Below are 21,045 nucleotides of genomic sequence, written 5' to 3' on the forward strand. Positions count from 1 at the left end.
CCAGGCCATTCAACGTTGTTTGTCTATTTAGGGGGCGCTGGGTTTCCCTTATTCTCCTTCTCCTGTGACTCATACATCTGTTGCAGCTTCCGATCGCGGAGATACGTGCGCATCTGAGGATCGTCCACAGCCTCCGGTGGGGGATGCGCGATGGCGCCTGGGCCGAGCTCGACTCTTTCAGTGTTGTTCTGAATCGCCGTGGGCGGAGGAGGAAGAGATGGACCCCCACTGCGGTCGGTCAATAACAGCCGCCGCGGAGCTCCTTGCGGGCCGCCACCAACGATCAGGATGTTGTAACCCTGGCCAGACAGAAGTTCGGTGAGGACAGCCGATGGCTCGCCTGGGCCGTAGCTGCCAAAGATCCGCCCATCTCTGACCTGACCCTGAATCGCCATGCCGCTCTTGCGCGAGACATCCTCTAGTACCTGGCGAAGCTCAGAGTTGTTCGCTTCGACGGTGAGCATTCCCCCTTTTAGCAGAACGGTTGCGGGACTCGGCGGCGGGGGAGCAGGAGCAGGGCTGACTATTTTGGAATCCGATCTATTGCTAGACCGGAGCTGCCTTTTTGTCGTTGCTGTTGACTGTCGTGTCGATTGTGCCCGGCAAAAGGGAGACGATGACATCAAGGACGTCAAGATGACAGCAAGGGAAAGTTGAAAGCGAGTTTTGGTGTGTTTGTAGCGCATGGTCAAGCTTGTCGCCGGCGCGTTCAGATGCCGCAAGGATAGGACGGGATGACTCAGTTATGGGCGTCCGCTATTGAGATTTTAGAACTTCCGCATCTAGATTGCATTTTGATGCCGCGATAATTAGTAGCTCGCTTTTGTAATCAGGGCAGGAAGAAAATTCGGAAAGGGGGAAGTAATTGCGGATTCTCGGGAATAAATTACTCGAAGCTAGGGGGCTATCTAAAGATGCATATCTGTGGGAACCTCGTTGCCTCCTTTTCGTGTTTTTTTTCTCATATACTCAAGTTGCCAAGGCGAGCACTCCTCGGCACTTCCCCAGGAAAAAAAGCGGTTCGCCCGGGCCGCCAAGTTAGTGAATGAACGCCTTTGTTCGTTTGATGTTGTTCTTTGGCTGTGCAATATCCGCAGTTGCACAAGTCGCAGTAATTTCACCCGCCAACAATACGACCGTAGGCTCCTCTGTCCAGGTCACCGCCAGTGGGGCGACATCCTGCCCCCAAGGGCTCGCTACGATGGGAATCTACGTTGATAATGCTTTACAACGAGTTGTGGACGGAAGCAGTCTCGACTCGTCCGTTCCCCTTAGTCCAGGCAAGCACCTCGTCGTGGTCCAGGGATGGGATTATTGTGGCGGCGCCACCAAAACGCCGCTGGATATCACGTCTTCTACCTCCTCCGGTGTGAACGTAGCCTCGCCCGCAAACGGAAGTAATGTAGGTACTCCGGCGATCTACGTCGCGAGTGCAACGACCGCCTGTGACAAGGGCATATCTGCCATGGGTATTTATGTAAACCATGAGCTCGTCTATAAGGTCGACGGTTCCACGCTGGCTACCCCCATCACTATGGGACGAGGGCATCAATCTACGGTCGTCCAGGCATGGGACAACTGCGGGGGCATTGCAAGCACGCCCATTGATGTCAACGTAACGGGAACCGTTCTGAAGAACGTACACGCCGCCCCAGGATGGAATCAATGGGGCCAGTTACCGCCGGTATACGACATCTGCGATGCTCCGTGCCAGGGAGTCGATTGGTCCATGACGCAGAACCAGCAGGCGCAATCACTCAGTGGGAACGCAACGCAGTTCTACCTCGGTGGCACCACTCCTTATTCTGACGTCCTCTTCTCGAACCCTGTTATCGGGCATGGAAACAAGCAGGGCCTGACAGACGAAAGCCACACGCTGCTGCCGACATTGCATGACTTTCTCTATGACACCGACGTGTATGTGAGCAACTGGCCCGTTACCCAGGTGCTCGAGTTCGACCTGAACATGTATGCCGGAGGGGTAGGTATGGAATGGGGAACTGAGTGCAATCACTTGAACGGCAACGTTTGGGACTACTGGAACAACGTTGAGGCCCGATGGGTGCCGACCTCTATCCCGTGCACGCTCAAAGATGGGTGGAACCATGTAACGTTACAAGCGCATCGGCAAGCCAACAACGATCTTCTCTACCAGTCCATTACTGTGAACGGAGTTGTTTATCCGCTGAATATCACCGTCGCGCCGAAGGCGGTTCCATCAGACTGGTGGGGGATGACCGTCAATTACCAGATGGATGGCAACTACAAGATGGATGGCTATACCACCGCCCTTGATAACTTCCACTTTACGTACTGGTAGAGACCGGTCCGGAAAACAATCTCTCATCCCGCAACCCATGCCCTGTCTTTCCTTTGGAGAGCAGGGCATGTTTCTTTTCCTCCACCAGTCGGCATATCTCACGATGTGCGAACTCCGCGCTTGACGGCGGAATCATTACCATTCCCGCGATCGCGGCGAGACGGAGATACGCCATGCGGTTCGAGCGGAGGAACTCCAGAGGATATTCCGGCTTGCGGGCGAACGCTGTGTCGGGATCGGCGTCCAGAACGAAGGCGAGATCCGGCTTCGGAATAAACCGTAGGATTGCGCGCACATACAAGCGATGAAGGCGACGATCCACCTGCAGGTTGGCGAGCTCGTCATAGAGGAAGCGGTCAAAGATTACGACACGATCTTGAGCCCGAGGCTTTGTCCGAATAAGCTTCTTTACTGTTCGGCGCAGCGAGAGAAGATCCAGCGCATAGAGGGCCATCCGCATACAGGTGAGCAGCGGTGATTGAACATTTTTGTCCCGGCGGTGAATGGGAGCCTCCGGAGAGCCGACCCCTTTGTCGCCTTTGAATACTTTGTGGCCCAGATCTTCCCGGAAAGATTTCAACGCGACGACATCATCCCAGAAGGTGACCAACTGGACCTGTTGTCCCGACAGTTGCAGAACGTCGCGGAGCAGCGCAATCTGCGTGCTCTTTCCGGCTCCGTCGATACCGGAAAAGCTTATGAGAAGGGGCCTCTTTTCAGGCAAAGTCCGATTCATCTTCTGGCTCGCTTCAGTTTGAAGGCTTAGCTGATGTAGCAAGGGAGAGTCCGGCAACGGTTCCCACAGCGATTACAGCCCCAACGACAAGAGCCGTCCTGATGGAGAACCTGCGAACGCGTTTTTGTTTCGCCGGCGCAATTGCCGCGCCCGATGGAGTGGCGGCAGGCACTCCATCGACGCGGGTATCAGGAGCGGCAGCCGTGCCCTTGGGCGGCGGCGCCTTCTCCTGCGGTTGTGAGGGCTGCTGCGTGGAAGTTTGGGAGCTGTTGGGCTGGGAATTCGACTGAGAGTCGTTCTGGGATGCACCCGTCGACTGCGGCGCAGGAGCGCTTGGGTCCTTGCCTGTCGTGGCAGGCTCGGTGTTTTGGCTACTTTGCTGGTTCGTGGACGACGTCTGTTGCGCATCGTTAAGACCCGTGGAGGCATATGCCTCAAGCGGCAGAACCAGTGAAGCTGCAAGGCACAGAGATAAATATTGTTTCAGGATTCGATCGCGGGGCATTCTTTCACGCTCCAGGCTGACGTTGCTGCACTAATTGGGACACCAGCTAAACGTTGGATGCTTTAAGCCGCGTATTCGCTGTCCTGGTGCGCTTCAGCGGTCTCCGAGTATAGGGGCGCCATGCTGGCCGGGCGAACCTGATAGCTATGAATTGCACTTTCCGTCGATCCGTAGATTTCGAACAGGCGGCTGATTCCGGCATTCTGCAGTACGGCGCGAGCTTCTGGAGTCACTGTGGCAAGTCTTACATCACCGTTATGCTTCATAACTTCTTCCAGGCAGCAGAGAAGAAACTGGATCTCTTCCGTACCCATGATTTCAATTTGTGAGCAATCGAGCACGAAGCGAGGATGCCCATGTTGAATGGCCATCTTAAGACGGCGAAGCATGTCTGCATGACTGGCGGAAGAAATCTGGCCTGGAAGCTGAAGTATATTTACTGCTCTTTTTCTAATAGACATCGGAATCATCCCTTTTAGTTGAGGACGTATGGATGGACGAACGTGCTTACAGCACAGGGGGAGGCGGACCTTCATCCGGAAGCGTTCCCGAACTTTCACATAACTGCAGTACTTCTGTGTTTCGTATCTCCAAAAAAGCTCTGAGGAGATTGCGTCCATACCTGAGCAGATTGAATAGGCTGGTTTTGTACCAGCAGCACTGCGCCATGCTGGTTGACAGGCCGCAGACAAATTTGAGGCGTTCTACTTTCTGTTCCAAAACACCCGCGACAAAACGGTGGTTGCCGTCGAGAATTGTCAACGGGTCTGACTCTGTCAGACCGATCAAAATGATCGGTCCTGAATCCAGAGTGTCCGTGGTGAGCGCACCGCGAATCTCGCTGATCTTGCGTACGAATGGGTCTTCGGGGAGAGGCTGACGATTTTTAATGCGTTCGGCTACCGTTTTAATCGCAAAGTTGCCCCGAGCGGTTCTCGCCCATTGTGCCCTTGGGAAGACGCGGATCTGATTGAGTTCTGCCGAGCCAATCTCGACCTCATACCATTGCGTATCCTCCGGAAGTTCCCTCCACAGAGCGCGGTGCCGAAGCTCCAGAAGCGCCCGGCGAACGGCACACTCCGAGACGTCCTGCAGGTCGGGGTTCAGGAAAATGCTCCGCAATCTTTCTTCGTATTCGGCATAGACGCCTTTTCCGAGCTCACTTCTAAGAAAGCCTGAGATCACTTCGTCTTCGCTCATTCGCCGCAAAAGTCGAAGTTTACGGCGCTCCAACAGAAAGCCGGCGTTATTCAACATGTCCAGGAAGAATGGAACGGCTACCAGGATAAGGAAGCAGACGAGCAAGACGAGCTGCACCATGATCACCTGTTGCAGCGATTCGTGATACTTGCAGATGCCGGCGATCAGAACTCCACCGAAGAGGAGTTGGAACCAGGCCGTGTTCGCAATCTTGTATGACATCTCATAGGTCATCACGACCACGCTGAGGCAGTAGACAACCGTAGTTGCGGCATAGATCGCCAGGAGATATGGAAATCCATGGGGGCCGAGAATCTTGAATTCGGCGCCGAACAGAATGGTCCACAGCCAATCAGGCGTGATCGCAAGGCCGACAGAGACCGCCGTACCTACAGCCAGCACCGAAAGAAGTGCCGTCCCAATCAGTGACAGGTTCTTTCTCTCTTCTGCCTTCGAGCCCGCGACGACAGGGAACATGCTGTTCACAATCGCCTGAGACCCTGAAAAAATTACGCGCCCCACCATGGCGATTGCTGCATACAGACCGGCTTCCCGGGCAGGCAGGAAGTGTTTGACCAGAACAATGTCAGAGTTGTTGATCAATACCTGCCCAGTAAAGAACACGGTAGCGTGCGAAATCTCTTGAAAGGCTGCGCGCAGGGTGAGCGGGTTGATTGCGGTCAGGTCGAGCTTCGGGGCAATAGCGAAGTAGGCGACAGCCATGGCAGCCGAGTTCGCGACGATGACTCCCTCCACGTCGAAACCGAGTGAAATCATCAAGAGCGAACCAAGCAGTCGCGTGACGCCTTCAAGCACCAGGTTCGTGGCCAGCTTACGGAATCCGTAGGCCCCTTGTATGTATCCACGGCGAGATCCCAGGGGAACATAGAAGGCGGCTCCGACCGCCAGGATCGTTACAAGGGTTGTACCCGGAAGATCGAGATATGTTGTGATCTGACTTTGGAACACGAGGAGCAGGAGAGCTACCAGCAGACCGCATACCCAACTGCCACGATGCAGCGTCCGGTATACCGTGTCACGGCGGGCTCCTTCGCCCTGCTGCGCGACGATCTTAGCGGTAATGATCTGGAACGAAAGAGTGATGGCAGAGATGAGCGTCAGGATTGTGTAAAGCGCATTTGCGTTTCCAAATCCCTTTGGCCCAAGAAAGTGGGCGACAGAAACGTTATAAGCAAGATTAATAATGACCGAGAGAGTTGAGCCGGAGAGAAGAACCACGCTTCCGGAAATAATTCGCGTTCTTAGACTTTTTTCCACCGACCCCGTAGACACGGTAAGAGTCCTTGCTACCGAGCGAGACGTATTGTCTCCCCGAAATGAAGCGTTCGTAATGGGGATATCGATGCGGTTAGCTTTCTCTCCAGTTGCCTGCTTTCATCCAATATTTGGCGGGATGCAATAACCGTCTAACCTTACTTCACAGTAGTTTGACCCGTTCAATTCGCGGCAAGACATGCAACCGAACGCTATCGGAGAGCCCTCTAACGGGCATGTCGTTCGCCACGAGCTTCTCTTGCTTATGCCTTTTTCTTCTCTTCCATGGTTGCGGCGCAACACGAGCGGTCGAACTGAAGCATAAAGCAGCCGGAAACGCGCCGCAGACGCTGGCCGTGTATGAGGCGTGGTTCGGCCTCCCCAAACATATCTCCGTAGGTTATTCGACCAATAATGCTGAGACGGTACGTACCCAGATGCGCAAAGCGAAGTCGCTTGGCGTCACGGGATTTGTGGTGGACTGGTATGGAAACCGCGAGCCCTTTATCGATCAAAGCTACGCGGTGATTCAAAAAGCTGCGGCGAAGGAGAAATTCACGGTCGCGCTGATGTACGACGAGGGCGATACGGACGAGGGCGCAACAGATCAGGTGATTGCCGACCTTACGGCCTTTCATGACAACTATCTGCTACCGAACTCCCCCGGTCACGAGGCTTATCTGACCTACAAGGGGCGGCCGGTTATCTTTGTCTTTCCACATGGCAGCCATACCGATTGGGCACAGGTCCGGAGTGCGGTGAATAAGTGGAGTTCTCCTCCCTGGTTGATGCAGGAAAACCTTCCCGGTCCTCATCCCGAAGCTTTCGACGGCTTTTATCCGTGGGTGAACCCCGGTCCGGATGGATGGGCTGCTGACGGAAGCCATTGGGGAGAGCGCTATCTCAGGGACTTTTATAAAAACATGGCGGAAAAGTACTCCGACATGATCGTCGTCGGGGGCGCGTGGCCCCAGTTTGACGATTCCAGGGCCGCCTGGAGCCTGAATCGTCATATCTCTGCGCGGTGCGGGCAAACCTATCGGGACGCGCTGGAGTTATGGAAAGAGTATTTCCCCCCCGGACAGGTGATTCCGTTTATGTTGGTCCAGACCTGGAACGATTACGAAGAAGGCTCACAAATCGAAACCGGTATTCCGAAGTGTACCGAGAGCCCAGGAAAGAACCTTACCAGCGCGCAGAATCAGACAACGCAATAAGCAAAGCACTACAGACGCAACAATGGCGGTCGCTCGATGCGACCGCCATTGTTGCTTTAGTGGATGATGGGCCTGTCAGTCGAGTCCGGCCTGCAGGATCCGGACCTGCCAACGGACCTCAGACGGAGTCAGGACAACAAGATAGCGCCGGCGGACCACGGTCGTGGCCAGAACCTTATCCTTCTCAAAGATCTGCTGCCGGTATTCGACATTGTCAGTCATCTGGATCGACAGACCCTCCGGCGAGTAGAAGACAATCTGTAGATCGTGGGAAAGATCCTGGTAGCGCGTGTGGATTCCCATCCGGCTTTGGGCCTCGATGGTGTCGCCAAGCTTATCTCTGGCCACACCAACAAAATCCCGGTCGAGTTTACCGGCCTGGTTTTGATCAAGCGCTTCCTGCAGGCTCTTCCATGATTCCAGATAGTTGCGGATAACGGAGGACTCGGTCTGCTTTTCCAGCGGCCGGGAGCCCTGGAGTTGGGGAGGAGCCACGCGTACAGCAGGTTCATCCGCGAGCATGGTCGCCGAGAGAAGAAGAGCTGAAGTCAGACATACAATTGGCTTCATCACCGGCCACCATCCCAATGGATTTCATTTCCTGCCACGGCGCCGCTGGCGGCAGATATCTTCGATCCTCTATTCGCTGGCATAACCACGCTGGCGATGCCTTTCTTCAGAGGTACATCAACTGTAGATTGGGAGTTACCAAAGGTTTCTATAAAAGTAACTATAGTACCGTCTGGAATTGTGTTACCGCTGCAGTCACGCACTGGCGCCGTTTGTACTTCCAGCTTTGATCCGTTTGGTCTGGCGCTGATGGAGATGGAACAAGGTTCTCCCGGCACCTGATTAATGATGCGCGTATTTGAGATATCTCCAACGCGCGCCGTAAATCGCGCTGAACCCTCTTTGGTGGCTGAGTTCATCGTCGCCCACGCCAACCCGTTGCGCGTTGTTACCGTACGCGTTAGGGTCGCCCCACCGGCGATGGATAGCTCAAGTGTTGCAGGCATTGGGTTGGTGATCAGGTTTCGATACGAGTCGAAGACATACATGGAGCCGCTGATGCCATTGGCCACATTGACCGGCAAACGGGAAGGCCGCGCCAGAAAGCCCAGGGAACCCGGCTGCGCAGCGGGCAACACATCGAATTCTGCGTTTTTCGCCGAAGACTCGGTTGCCAGTACCGCCGTATAGTGTCCGGCGCTGTATAGCTCCCCTGTGGCAAACGAGACACGCTCTCCAAGTTGAAGATCCCGGCGAAGCGCCTGTCCTGGGCCGACTATGTACAAGGCAGCCTTTCCGCTGCCGGCCGTGGTGACGGTGAAGGCGCTTCCGGCCGTCACCGTACTCGGGACCTGCATCTCCTGAGCAGCCATCTCCGATATCGGCAGAGCGAGAGTCAGTAAAAGCAATGCTCGCGGTTTCACTAGGAATTCCCCTGAATATAGGTAGAGACCACGGTGCGCTCACTCTTCACCTTTCCGGCGAGGTCCTGAGGCACGGGAACGCGGAAATCCACGGGAGTCTGCGGCTGCAGGGCGCGATCGATATACTGCCCGCCGACCCAGAGCACCTGACCGTTGGCGTCATAAAACGTCGTCAACACATGGGAGACATTGACCGTATGTCCGCTCTGGTTTGTGAGCTGACCCGTGACAGCAGCGCCGGAACCTTCCTGGTACTGCTGGTTTTCAATCTCGACCACCGGGTCGGCCGATGCGGCCACCAGTACGGAAGTCGGTTCCATGCGGATGGTGGAGATCTTGGAAAGGTCGGTTCCCGGGAAATGGATGATGAATGGCGTGACCTGTTTCGGCAGCAGGGTATGCGAGATCATGTCGAAGGAGCCTTCGCTGTCCAGCGTCTCTCCTGCCTTGGTTACGAGTGTGGCTTTTACCGAGACGAAGGCGGGTACAACGTCCTCGTTCAGCAACTCACCCATCACCACGACACCTTCAGCGCGGCTCAGGGGATGCATGTCGACGATGCGAACATGGGGTGCTTCCACGTCCTGGCTCCCCCAGTCGTCGCCCGCGCCGCGATAGATGACGTCCCAGCGCAGGTAGTTGACTGGAATCACCTGCGGCGGTACAGGTGACTCGTGCTTCAACGGCCAGTTGAGCGCCCAGCGGTTACCTACTTTGACGGCATGAACGTCGCGTGCGTCATCGAAGTTGCCCACGACTGAGGACCAATGCATCTTCATCGTCAGGTCGGCGTCAGTTGCGGATTGATGGAGGGGGCGCACTTCGACGCTGTCGAGCGTTGCATAGGTGCGGAGGCTTAGCCCGGTACCAAGCAGGTCGCGCTCGAAGTCGGCTTCGCTGAACTCGGCCTTATTGGCCAGGCTTGAATACGCCTTGGCCAGCGCGTGCAGCTTGAGCTGCGCGGTAAGGTCATTCACTGCCGCCTCCGGAGTTGAGGTGGAGCTGAGTATGCCTTCCGTCTTGCCTCCACCATAGGAAGCAGCGATGGCGGAGGGCCACAAGGTGCCTGCGGTGACCAGCAGGCCGGTCGTGACGGCAATCGCGGTAGCGAGAAGTCTTCCTTGGCTCACGACACCATTCCTCCAGAGACGAGATGTTCCCGCGTATAGGCGGCATCTGTAACATGCTCCGGACGCAACCGCTTTTCCGGAAGTAGAACGACAAGCATGGCAAGAAGGCTGAAGCCGACTGGTAGCGTCCCCCAGATAAGACCCTGGAAGTGGGTCGGCATCTCCGCGGCATTCATCGGAAGCGCGGGGGGCACTCCGTCCTTGCTCCAGATGGTGATTGTCTTGTCGTCAAGAGAATCTACCTGGCGCCAACCGGCGAAGTAGAGCAGCGGATCGTAATAGGGATCGCGGACGATGATGAACTTCAGCCCGTACCGGTCGGCATGGTTGAGCATGGCCCTCAGCGAATCCAGGCCAGGCTTGGCAAAGTACTTGGAACTGGTAAGGGCTGCACCGCCAAACTGGGTAAGCTCCGGCAACATACGGGCCGAATTGGATTCTCCATCGACGCTATTGGCGTTTGTCTGCATTGCCAGGCGTGACAGCTTGTTCCCAAACCCCAGCGTGATGTAGCGGTAGTGGTCATGCCCGTCTCGGTTGAGCCACAACGCGACAGAATCAACGTTGAGATTGGATGCATCGGCCGGCTTGTATGTCGACCACGCCACTGCCAACGCGCATGTGGCTGCTGCAAGCGATGCAATCGGGATTAGCGCCTTCAGCCGAAACCGGTCAACAGCCTCCACGATCACCTGGCCAAGGATAGGCAGGCAGAGCAAGGTCGCCCAGTAGCTGAACCGCTCGAAGGTCAAGACGTTGAAGGAGCGGCCCAGCAGGACCGGAGCTACAGGAGTGGTTCCACCGAGGCCAAGCAGGAACGTCGCCCAGAAACCGATCAGCAGCGGCCGGAGCCGGCGGATGGAACTGCCGCGAATCACGATGAAAGGCAGGGCCAGAATCAGGGCGCCATAGGGGACGACGAAGTAGTTTATTCCCGCTTCTGGGCTCAGCAGAAAGTTGGCGCGGCTGGCGTGGGCAATGGGGGTCTGGGTTACGGGATAGCGGATCAATCCGATCCAGAAGGGGAGTAGTACAGCCGCAATCGCCGCTCCAGCGGCAACGGCGATCGAGACAACGCGGACCACCAGGGCTGGCATGGAGACCTTATCTGAGTCCTCGCTGTCGCGGCCATCCATCCATGCGAGCGCGATGACCGGCAGCGCAAATAGCACCGAGCCGAAGATGAGCGTGACGTGATGGGCGGCCGCCGCGGTTACCAGCAGCACAAATGCTTTCAAAAAAGATCGCCAGCTTCCGTGGCGAAGCCATTGGAAGAGAAAGGGAAGTGCGTTCAGGTAAATGGGAGCGGCGACGGTAGTACTGAGCTGGCCTGCCGAATAGACAAGAAAGCCTTCGGCGGCGATGAAGACGGATGCAAGCGCGGCGTATGATGCAGCGCGTGGGGAAACCCAGAGCTCCGCGAAGCGGTATACCCCTACAACCAGCAGCAGGATTCCAACGAACTGCACGGCCATATACGCCAGGTTCAGTCCCAGGACCCACGAAAGGATCGCGGTCCACTGCTGTGGCAGAGGCGGGTACGTGGTCTGGGAGAAACCGGCAAACCACTTGGGGTTCCAAGGGTCGAACCAGTGTTGTGCGTAGTGCGAGGCAAAGAAAATGTGGAAGTTGGTGTCGTACGACTTCAGCGGCAGCTGCATCAGCAGCAACGGCAGATGAACGGCTACAGCGACCATGAGAATGAAGCTCATGGGAATCGGTCGTGCAGATGGATACGCAGAAGCAGGATTTTGCAAGGGTCTTCCCTCTTGTGTTTCCTTGAGATGCGCTCTCTTCTGCTCTTAGTTGCTCACTCGAAAACTCCTTCAAATATGTAAGTTCGCTGTCCTCTGACTTAGGAGCCCGGACAACTTGCAATGCCTCCATCAGCATCCGAACGTGCAAATTCGCTAGCCTTGGAGCCCCCTCCCTTGAAAGCGTTCAATCGATTGCTGCCGGTGACGTCCCTTGAACATTCGTGTTAAGTTTCGATCCGTTTGGTGTGTGGCTGCGCTTACGTTCCTCTCCTACAAAGGAGTTGCTCAGACCTATCAGGTCGGACCAGATGCCGCTGGGCAACCGACAACGAAACAATCTGAAAAGCAACAGGACCTCGGTTGGGGATCAAACATTCAGAATGCACGTCTGGCCAGAACGGCCGAGCTGGCGTTACAGCGTGGCGATCATGCCCAGGCGTTCAGCTATGCGCAGCGTGCCGCACAGGCGGCTCCGAACGACCCGCAGCTCTGGCTGCTGTTGGGATATGCGGCCCGGCTCGATGGCAAGCTGGGCGCTTCCCTGGATGCCTATCAACATAGTCTGCGCTTGAATCCGTCTTCCATTGATGGAATGTCCGGAATGGCGCAGACCTATCTCGCCTCCGGGCGTACGGGGGAGGCTGAGCGCCTGCTGAAGCAGGTCGTGGCCGCGGCGCCTCAGCGCAAAAACGAGCTTCTAATTCTCGGTGATCTGTACATTCGGACAGCAAATTACCAGGAGGCAAAGATCTGGCTTGAGAAGGCCGAGCATCTGGAGCCCGCGGCGCAGACAGAGCTCCTGCTCGCGATTGCGTCCCAGCATCTGAAGCAGATGGACCAGGCTGCCCATTATCTGGAACTGGCAAAGGGCCGGGCCCCGAACAACCCTGACGTGCAGCGGGCGTTTGCCGCCTTTTATCGTGATACTGGTGACTACGACAAAGCTGTCTCGTCGCTTCTCGGAATCCGCAATCCGAAGCCCGATGTGGTGGCCGAGTTAGCGTTTACGTATGGCCTCGCGGGACGCCCGGAAGAGTCGGCGCGGACCTACGCCCAGGCCGCGGACGCCATGCCGCGTGATCTCACTCTGCAGTTATCCGCCGCACAGGCACAGGTGGGCATTGCATCTTTTGATCGCGCAGAAGAATTCCTGCAGCGTGCGTCCAGGCTTGATGCAAACTACTATCGCCTGCACGCGATTCGCGGCCAGATCGCACAGATCCAGGATCGCGATGAAGATGCGGCCCATGAGTTCAGCGCTGCGATCGCGGCCCTGCCACCTACCCCGATCGAAGGCCCGTTGTACGGCATCCAGCTCCACATGGATCTCATTCCGCTCTACAAGAACCTCAACCAGCCTGACCAGGCTCGCCAGGAACTGGCAAGTGCGCAAAAGTTGATTGGCAGTCTGGATGAGCGCGGATCCGATCGTGCCGCGTTTCTTCGTCTGCGAGCCGTGATTCACTCCGAGTCCGGCGAGTACGAGGCGGCTCTGAGTGACATGAAGGAGTCTCTCGCGCTCACCCCGAACGATCCCAATAGTCTTCAGCTCAATGGAGACGTGCTGATGAAACTCGGCCGCACCTCCGAAGCGATCGCGGTGTTCCAGCAGGTTCTCAAGCTCGATCCTCGTAACCGTTTTGCCCTTACGTCTCTGGGATACGCCTCGCGTGCCAAGGGAGACAGTGCTGAAGCGGAAAAGTACTTCAATCTCCTCGCCAAAGAGTATCCATCGTCTTACGTCCCGTATCTCGCTCTCGGGGACATGTACACCGATAACCGCGAGTACAAGAAGGCGGAAGAGGCGTATGCCCGCGGGTATACGCTCGCTCCACAGAATTCCATGATCGTCGCCGGGGGAATGGACGCGGCAATCGAATCACACAATCTTCCGCTGGCCGGGATCTGGCAGCAACGTGTGAGCGAGAAGATGGCGGGCGTGCCTCAGGTGTTGCGGGAAGAGGAGCGGTACTTCAACTTCATGGGAGATTACCGTCGGTCCGCGGACCTCGGCCATCAAGCCATCAAGATGGTCCCTCGTGATCGCGAGGTCATTGTCTACCTCGGATACGATCTGCTTCATCTGCAGCTCTTCGACGAATTGCAGACTCTTACGACAAACAACCTGGATGTGCTCCCCAAGGATGCTGATGTCCCGCTTTTGGCCGGGTATGTCTACAAGCACAATGGTCAGCGCGAGGAGGCGGTGAAGAGCTTCACCGAATCGCTGAAGCGGGATCCGAAGGTGGCGACAGCCTATACAAACAGGGGATTTGTCTATAACGATCTACGTAAGCCGGCACTGGCCGCTGCCGATTTTGAAGCAGCACTCAAAATCAAGCCTGATGATGCGGATACGCATATGGGCCTGGCATTCGCGGAGTTGAATCTCGGTCATCCGAAGGCTGCAATCGAGCAGACACAACTCGCTGAAGCGATCGCGGGCGATTCAAAGATGATCCACGTCGTGCGGGCAACGGCGTATGGCCGGCAGGGAGCGCTTACCAAATCTACACAGGAGTACCGGGCGGCTCTCCAGTTCGATCCGGATGATGGTTCGCTGAACCTGGGGCTGGCCAATATCCTGATGGCGCAACGTCGTTATCGCGAAGCTCTGGAAGAGCTGCAAAACGCACGGGAGCACCTGCCGAAAGACGCCTCTCTCTACGCCGTCATGGCCCGGGCCAACGCAGAGCTGCACAATCACGACGAAGCAATGCGTGACGTCGATCTGGCCGAGCAGTATGCTGTGGCGCCAGCCTCGCCGGACAAGACGAATGCAGACGACTCAGACGCACAGGACGCGCTTGCCGACATCTATGTATCTACGGGAGAGGCTTTGGGTCTGCTGGGGCAGCAGGACGCGGCGATGAATCGTTTCAGCAAGGCGCTCGGGTTGCATGCGAAAGACCGCGTGGGTGTACGTCTGGCCGTCGCCAAGAATATGGCGAAACAAGGGCGGACTGAGGACGCGGAGCGTCAGATCGCTTTGGCACAGATGGAAGTCGATGCGAAGGACGCCGATCCTCCCAGCGGCGAACAATATATCGCCATGGCAAGCGTGCTCCAGCAATTGCATGAGTACGAGCTCTCTGAGACGTACCTCGAACGCGCCAAGGCCGCAGGTGCGCCAGACACCTCTGTGCGCATCACTCTCGCCAATAGCTATCTGGCACTGGGAGAGACGCGCCGCGCCGCCGCCGAACTCGCTGCTGTCAAGCAGGTGGAAGACAGTGAAGTGGACTATCAATACCTTCTGGCGCAAGCGTCGCTGTACCAGCAGGAACATCGGAGCGCGGAGACGCTCTCGTCCTTTGCCGCAGCAGCTTCTGATGCCGGCGAAGATCCCACAGCGGAGCAGCGCCTTCTTGAGGCTGGGGGGACGGAGGGCTACCGGGTAAATCCCAAGATCAGCCTGCTCTCGAACCTTGTGGTGCAGCCCATCTTCGAAGACAGCACCGTGTATGTTCTCGATTCGAAGTTGAATAGCCCTGCGGGTCCGGTGAGCTCGTCCGATGTCGCGAACCTGCCGCCGCCAAGGTCTTCGGTGGAGACCAACCTGCTCAACTCCTTCAATCTGCACCTGGCATCGCTGCCGACGACGAGTGGATTCTTCCAGGTCCGAAACGCACAGGGCACCATCTCTGTCCCTGCGACACGCTCCGTCGTGCAGCGCAACACGACTGACTACGCTCTCAATTTCGGAATTGATCCTACACTGCACCTGGGTTCGAACGTCGTCTCGCTCAATAGCGGCATACAGGGAACCGTTCGCCGCGATACGCGCTCTCCGGTTCAGATGAACCAGAACCTCTTCCGCGTCTTTACGTATGCGAGCACGAGTTCGTTCTTCAATGCACTCTCCGCGGATGGCTTCTTCTCGGCCGAATTTGGCTCGTTTACCGATACGCCGATCACCGAGCGTCTCCTCTCGGGCGCGATCAATTTTCGGGTTGGTATGCCATGGGGCAAGACCGCATTGATTACCGGTTGGAAGACGACCGACCAGCGGTTCGACTCTTCCCAATTAGGAAACAGCCGAAACTTCTACACATCGACGTACATCGGTCTCAGCCGACGCTTCTCGTCGCGTTTTAGCGCGGAAGCGATTGCCGAAGATCTTCGTTCGTGGCGGAGCCAGCCGTACTCGCCTATCCATTCGGCCATCTCGCAGGCTCTTCGGCCCGCTGCTTCCATTCGTTATTCCCCGACTACTCGCTGGGAGATGCAGGCATCCAGCTCCTATGAGCTGACACGTGGGTTTCATGTCTATGACATGATCCAGAACTCGTTTACGGTTTCCTACGTTCGGCCGCTCGAACGCAACTTCAATGAGAGCACAGGGGCAGTGCGCCTGAAGTATCCCATCCGTTTGGCGGCAGGTGTTCGCACACAGAACTTTCCCAACTTTACCCAGGGTCCGAGCCAGAAGCTGGTTCCGTTTTTCAGCCTGACCATCTTCTAGGCGATCAGTTCTTATAAGTGGAAGCTGTTTTCATTCTGCAAACACTTTGACCGAATGAGGCGGCGGTTACTTAAGTTTGCAGGATTGACGGGCACTTTCGGACATTCATCTGTAAAAAAATGACCTTAAGCAATACATCCAATTACTCATTTCGGCTCTTCTAAGTACCATGATTCGAATCTGCCTAGTCGCGGCGTTTCCTCCAAGCAAGGGGCCGTTGAACGAATATTCCTACCATATCGCGAGAGAGATTCAGCGTCATGAAGGTGTAGAGCTGATCGTTCTCGCGGATGAAATTGAAGAGTACAAGTTCGTCACAGATGCTCATGGAAAAACCCTCTCTTCAGAAGAGGTGCCAGGTCTTCCAGGCGTAAAGATCGTGCGCTGCTGGAAGGTCGACAGCCTGGCGAACCCCGCAAGGCTTCTTAAAGCAATTCACGAATGGAGACCAGATGTGGTCTGGTTCAACCTGGTGTTCTCGAGCTTCGGAACGCCGAAGAATCCAGTCGCTGCATTTCTAGGGCTGTTCGCCCCGGCTCTTACCCGGGCAGCCGGATTCTACACCCACATTACGCTCCATCACATCATTGAACACGTCGACTTCAAGAGTGCTTCTACTGCAAGCCTGCAACGGGAAAAGCTGCTGCGCACCGGAACGTATGTAGCAACACGTGTTCTGTTGAAGGCGAACTGGGTTACGGTTCTGCTATCGGATTACCGAAAGACACTCGAAAGCAAGTATGCCGCTCGAAACATCATGATCGGTACGCATGGCACCTTCACCACCATCTCAGAGGGGCCCGATTTAAGCCGACGTGGAAACCCGGAACATCGCATTCTTGCCTTCGGGAACTGGGGAACCTACAAGAGGCTCGAGAGGCTGATGGAGGCGTTTCCCGCGGTACTTGAGAAGATTCCCAATGCGCGGCTGATCGTGGCCGGTGGAAATCATCCCGCCGCCGCCGGCTATTGGGAGTCTGTGCGCGCCTCGCTGCCGCCCCACCTTCCGGTTGATTTCCTCGGCTATATCCCTCAAAAGGATGTTCCAGAGCTGTTTCGTACCAGCTCTCTTCTGGTGATGCCCTATGACTCTTCGACGGGGTCCAGTGGTCCGGCACATCAGGCTTGTGAGTATGGCCTCCCGATTGTCTGCTCGGATATCCCAGACTTTCGATGCATGGGGACAGACGATGACATGGCAATCCTGTTTTACAAAACCGGCGATGCCGCGGATTTTGCCAAGAAGATCGTCAGTGTTCTTGAATCTCCTCAGCTCCAGTTGGAGATGTCAGAGCACAACTACCAGGCCGGCGTCCAGATGGCGATGGCGAATGTCGCCCGCACCTATCTTCGCTGGTTTGAGCTGCACAAGCTCAAGCGGATTGTGGATGCCAGAGGATTGGCAAGGCGTTTCCGTCCATGGAGCGTGTGGACTCGACACGTCGGCGGAATGCCTGTGCAGCACATTTTCAGCGGTGGATATGCTGCCCGGGAAGAGCCGGCCGCGCCACGCCGAGATTCGCCGGAGCAAAGCGCTGTACCGCTTGAGGCCGCACCTCAGACAGCGATGAATGGCTATCCAGAACAGGTGCTTTAGCTGTATGCATCACGAAATATGCGGGAGAAGTGTAACGTTGCAGGGCTTTTGGGTTCTTGGTTGTATCTCTGATGTCTGGGGCGCATTCCACTCCCCAGTGGGATAGGAGAAATACAGTGCTCGAGTCATGTGGTGCTGTCCTCAACTGGCGTGCCTTAGTAAAGGCGAAGTGGATTGTTTTCCTGTTCCTGCTATTGATATTGAGCGGATGCGGTTCCGGCATGTCAGGTAACCCGATTGTCCTGGTCACCTTGAATGCCAATCCTACTTCGATCTCTTCTGAAGGTTCGGCCGTCCTGACCGTAACCGCAACGAACGCTACGCATATCTCCGTCACAGGAAGTGACGGTAGTAGCTATACGCTGTCGCCCCTGGGCGGGACCCAGAGCGTATCTCCATCTGCAACAACCACATATACAGCTACCGCTACGGGGCTCGGAGGGGCAAGCGCTACCGCTACCGCGACCGTAACGGTAGGTGGAGCGGCCAACCCGCCCACAGTCACCCTGGGTGCTAATCCTACCTCGGTCTCGTCTGGCGGATCTTCGATACTTACCGCGACCGCGACGAACGCAACCCAGGTTGTCATCACAGGAACAGACGGCAGCCGCTATACGCTTTCAGCAACAGGCGGGACCCAGAGCGTGACGCCTTCTGCGACAACTACCTATACGGCGACCGCCACAGGCGCTACCGGCGGCACAGCAACAGCCACCGCGACGGTGACAGTGACGGCCAACGCGGCGACAGTCACCCTGAGTGCCAATCCGACTTCCATCTCACCCGGTGGATCCTCGATGCTCACAGCGACCGCGACGAACGCGACGCAGGTTGTTATCACAGGAACGGATGGCAGCCGCTACACGTTACCGGCGACGGGCGGGACCCAGAGCGTGACGCCCTCTGCGACGACCACCTATACGGCGACCGCCACAGGCGCTACCGTCGGCACGGCAACAGCCACCGCGACGGTGACAGTGACGGCCAACGCGGCGACAGTCACCCTGAGTGCCAATCCGGCTTCCATCTCCCCCGGTGGATCCTCGATGCTCACAGCGACCGCGACGAATGCGACGCAGGTTTTCATCACAGGAACGGATGGCAGTCGCTACACGTTGCCGGCGACGGGCGGGACCCAGAGCGTGACGCCCTCTGCGACGACTACCTATACGGCGACCGCCACAGGCGCTACCGGCGGCACAGCAACTGCCACCGCGACGGTGACAGTGACGGCCAATCCCGCGACAGTCACCCTGAGTGCCAATCCGACTTCGATCTCACCCGGTGGATCTTCAGTCCTCACCGCGACTGCGACGAATTCGACGAAGGTGGTGATTACAGGGACAGATGGCAGCAGCTATACGCTGTCGGCGACGGGCGGAACTCAGACTGTGACACCGTCCGCAACCACAACCTATACGGCCACCGCTACGGGCACCAACGGCGGTACTGCTACCGCCACTGCGACGGTGACAGTGACGGCCAACCCGGCAACGGTCACCCTGAGCGCCAATCCGACTTCCATCTCACCCGGTGGATCTTCGACCCTCACCGCGACTGCGACGAACTCGACGAAGGTAGTGATTACGGGGACAGACGGCAGCAGCTATACGCTGTCGGCTACTGGTGGAACCCAGAATGTGACGCCAACTGCAACTACGACCTACACCGCGACAGCCACTGGTGCAAGCGGAGGCAATGCAACTGCTACTGCGAAGGTAACGGTGACAGCGGATTTGCAATCCATCCGCCATGTCATCTTTATGCTGCAGGAGAACCACAGCTTCGACCAGTACTTCGGTATGTTGAACCCGTATCGCCTGACGAACAACTTGAATGTCGGTGACGATGGCAAAACTTATGACGTCGACGGCATCGACGACAAACTAGCCAAGATAAGCAATAAGAGCGATGAGGGAACAGCCTACTCGTTGTTCAAACTGACCAGTAGCTGTGTCGAAGACGAGACATCCTCATGGCTGGAAAGCTATGGCGATGTCAGCCGATACGATTTCACGACTGGCAGGTCCATCCTGATGGATGGTTTCGTGCATACCAACGAAAACTATGCGAAGAATTGCCAGGCCGCTGGCAAAGGATGTGCGGGAACCTTCACCGACTTCACGGGGCGTCGTGCCATGGGGTATTACGATCAGGGCTTCCTGAATTACTACTACTACATGGCGTCTCAGTTTGCTCTTTCCGATCGCTGGTTCTCGCCGGTATCCAGTAAGAGCATTCCGAATCGCATCGCCACCTTGACCGGAGGCACGACCCAGGGGCTGGCTCTGGATCCCGGCAACGATGACGGGCTGCCACAATTGCAGATTCCCACCATCTTCGCCAAGTTGACTGCTGCCAATGTCTCCTGGAAGCTCTACTACACCGTGACTCAGGGGGGGTGTCTCGATTCTGACGACTGCCAGAGCCGCGGAGCATCCGCCGTATACCCGGCAACAAACTTCTCGCAGCTTGCGGACTCCTATACCTACCTCCACTCGAATCCGGGTACTTGCGCTGCTCCGACCCAGCCATCGAGCGTCGTGGGTGACTCGTCGAACTCGTTCTGCATCGACCCGACACACATCGCGCCCCTGTCCTCCTACTACACGGACCTGGCAAACGGAACATTGCCAAGTTTCGCGTTCATCGAATCCGGGTACGGGGTAAACGACGAGCATCCTGGTTCAGGGCAGTCAATTCTCGCCGGACAGCAGCAGGTGGCGAAGGTCGTAAATTCCCTGATGACGAGCTCCTCCTGGATGAACTCCGTCTTCTTCCTGGCCTACGATGAAGGCGGCGGCCCGTATGATCATGTGCCTCCGGTTCCGGGACATTCGAATGACAATACGGACCCGATGGTCGGCAGCATCTCGGTTGGGAACATTCCGGACATCAACTCCATCTCCGTAGACCCAGACACGTATTACCCCTGCCTGCCACCTGGGGGAACGCCTACTCTGCATTGCGATCTGCGGTCATCGCAACCCGGCGCGAACCCCAGCGACGCACCGGCTGTTAACGGGTTCAAAGCGCAACTAGGCTTCCGGGTACCCAATATGGTCATCTCTCCATACGTCCGGAAACACTATGTCTCTCATATTCCGATGGATCACACGGCCATCCTGAAGTTCGTGCAGAGCCGTTTCCTCGGCGCCTCAGAGCACCTCACGGAACGCGATAAAGCTCAGCCGGATTTGACCGATTTCTTCGACTTTACCGGCGCTCCCTGGGCCGCACCCCCGACACCGCCAACTCCTGTGTCGCCAGCTTCACTCGGATACGATCCGTGCACACCGACGAACTTTGGACCGTAGTTCTCACTAAGCGCAAACTCAGAGAGGGAGCCGGACCGGCTCCCTCTCTGAGTTTTGGACTAAGGATTTCAATAGAAAGGAAAGATCGCAACC

Annotated in this window: 14 protein-coding genes; 5 read left to right on the plus strand and 9 right to left on the minus strand. The window is 56.6% G+C overall.

Going from position 1 to position 21,045, the window contains the following annotated elements; all coding sequences use genetic code 11:
• Nucleotides 1-23 precede the first annotated feature (23 nt).
• A complete protein-coding gene (locus AB4Y89_RS12130) occupies nt 24-464 on the minus strand; it encodes a hypothetical protein (RefSeq protein ID WP_442301192.1) in 441 nt (146 codons plus the stop codon).
• A 737-nt stretch (nt 465-1,201) separates the two neighbouring features.
• On the opposite strand from AB4Y89_RS12130, the gene AB4Y89_RS12135 reads away from it, so the two are divergent.
• Nucleotides 1,202-2,320, plus strand: a complete 1,119-nt coding sequence (locus AB4Y89_RS12135) for a hypothetical protein (protein WP_442301193.1) — start codon at nt 1,202-1,204, stop codon at nt 2,318-2,320.
• On the opposite strand, the gene AB4Y89_RS12140 is transcribed toward AB4Y89_RS12135, so the two are convergent.
• From AB4Y89_RS12140 to AB4Y89_RS12155, 4 genes are all read right to left on the minus strand, one after another.
• Nucleotides 2,307-3,056 carry a dTMP kinase gene (locus AB4Y89_RS12140; protein WP_442301194.1) on the minus strand — a complete coding sequence of 250 codons (750 nt, stop codon included), beginning with the start codon at nt 3,054-3,056 and terminating at the stop codon, nt 2,307-2,309. The two genes, AB4Y89_RS12135 and AB4Y89_RS12140, sit on opposite strands and share 14 nt — an antisense overlap.
• 13 nt (nt 3,057-3,069) lie before the next feature.
• Nucleotides 3,070-3,561, minus strand: coding sequence for a hypothetical protein (locus AB4Y89_RS12145; RefSeq protein WP_442301195.1), 492 nt, complete (start codon nt 3,559-3,561; stop codon nt 3,070-3,072).
• A gap of 62 nt (nt 3,562-3,623) precedes the next feature.
• Nucleotides 3,624-4,022, minus strand: coding sequence for an STAS domain-containing protein (locus AB4Y89_RS12150; RefSeq protein WP_442301196.1), 399 nt, complete (start codon nt 4,020-4,022; stop codon nt 3,624-3,626).
• Nucleotides 4,023-4,068: 46 nt separating this feature from the next.
• Nucleotides 4,069-6,000, minus strand: a complete 1,932-nt coding sequence (locus AB4Y89_RS12155) for a lipopolysaccharide biosynthesis protein (protein WP_442301197.1) — start codon at nt 5,998-6,000, stop codon at nt 4,069-4,071.
• Nucleotides 6,001-6,272: 272 nt separating this feature from the next.
• Here AB4Y89_RS12155 and AB4Y89_RS12160 point away from each other — a divergent pair, with 272 nt between their 5' ends.
• On the plus strand, nt 6,273-7,253 hold the full coding sequence (locus tag AB4Y89_RS12160) for a hypothetical protein (protein WP_442301198.1): 981 nt from the start codon (nt 6,273-6,275) through the stop codon (nt 7,251-7,253).
• Nucleotides 7,254-7,328: 75 nt separating this feature from the next.
• Here the strand turns inward: AB4Y89_RS12160 and AB4Y89_RS12165 are convergent, their stop codons facing one another.
• From AB4Y89_RS12165 to AB4Y89_RS12180, 4 genes are read right to left on the minus strand one after another with little or no spacing between them, the layout of a single operon-like run.
• On the minus strand, nt 7,329-7,823 hold the full coding sequence (locus AB4Y89_RS12165; protein WP_442301199.1) for a hypothetical protein: 495 nt from the start codon (nt 7,821-7,823) through the stop codon (nt 7,329-7,331).
• Nucleotides 7,823-8,686 (minus strand): hypothetical protein, encoded by an 864-nt coding sequence (locus tag AB4Y89_RS12170; protein WP_442301200.1) that lies wholly within the window; start codon nt 8,684-8,686, stop codon nt 7,823-7,825. Before AB4Y89_RS12170 ends, AB4Y89_RS12165 begins: the two co-directional genes overlap by 1 nt.
• A complete protein-coding gene (locus tag AB4Y89_RS12175; RefSeq protein ID WP_442301201.1) occupies nt 8,686-9,816 on the minus strand; it encodes an FxLYD domain-containing protein in 1,131 nt (376 codons plus the stop codon). Before AB4Y89_RS12175 ends, AB4Y89_RS12170 begins: the two co-directional genes overlap by 1 nt.
• Nucleotides 9,813-11,528, minus strand: a complete 1,716-nt coding sequence (locus tag AB4Y89_RS12180) for a hypothetical protein (RefSeq protein ID WP_442301202.1) — start codon at nt 11,526-11,528, stop codon at nt 9,813-9,815. Before AB4Y89_RS12180 ends, AB4Y89_RS12175 begins: the two co-directional genes overlap by 4 nt.
• A 292-nt stretch (nt 11,529-11,820) precedes the next feature.
• Between AB4Y89_RS12180 and AB4Y89_RS12185 the strand changes: the two genes are divergently transcribed.
• The 3 genes from AB4Y89_RS12185 to AB4Y89_RS12195 all read left to right on the plus strand — a co-directional run bounded on the left by AB4Y89_RS12185 (nt 11,821) and on the right by AB4Y89_RS12195 (nt 20,952).
• On the plus strand, nt 11,821-16,038 hold the full coding sequence (locus AB4Y89_RS12185) for a tetratricopeptide repeat protein (RefSeq protein WP_442301203.1): 4,218 nt from the start codon (nt 11,821-11,823) through the stop codon (nt 16,036-16,038).
• A gap of 217 nt (nt 16,039-16,255) precedes the next feature.
• A complete protein-coding gene (locus AB4Y89_RS12190) occupies nt 16,256-17,635 on the plus strand; it encodes a glycosyltransferase (protein WP_442301204.1) in 1,380 nt (459 codons plus the stop codon).
• 116 nt (nt 17,636-17,751) lie between these two features.
• Nucleotides 17,752-20,952 carry an alkaline phosphatase family protein gene (locus AB4Y89_RS12195; RefSeq protein ID WP_442301205.1) on the plus strand — a complete coding sequence of 1,067 codons (3,201 nt, stop codon included), beginning with the start codon at nt 17,752-17,754 and terminating at the stop codon, nt 20,950-20,952.
• Nucleotides 20,953-21,045 lie beyond the last annotated feature (93 nt).

Origin of the sequence: Terriglobus sp. 2YAB30_2 (genome assembly GCF_052114765.1) — a bacterium.
Lineage (GTDB): Bacteria > Acidobacteriota > Terriglobia > Terriglobales > Acidobacteriaceae > Terriglobus.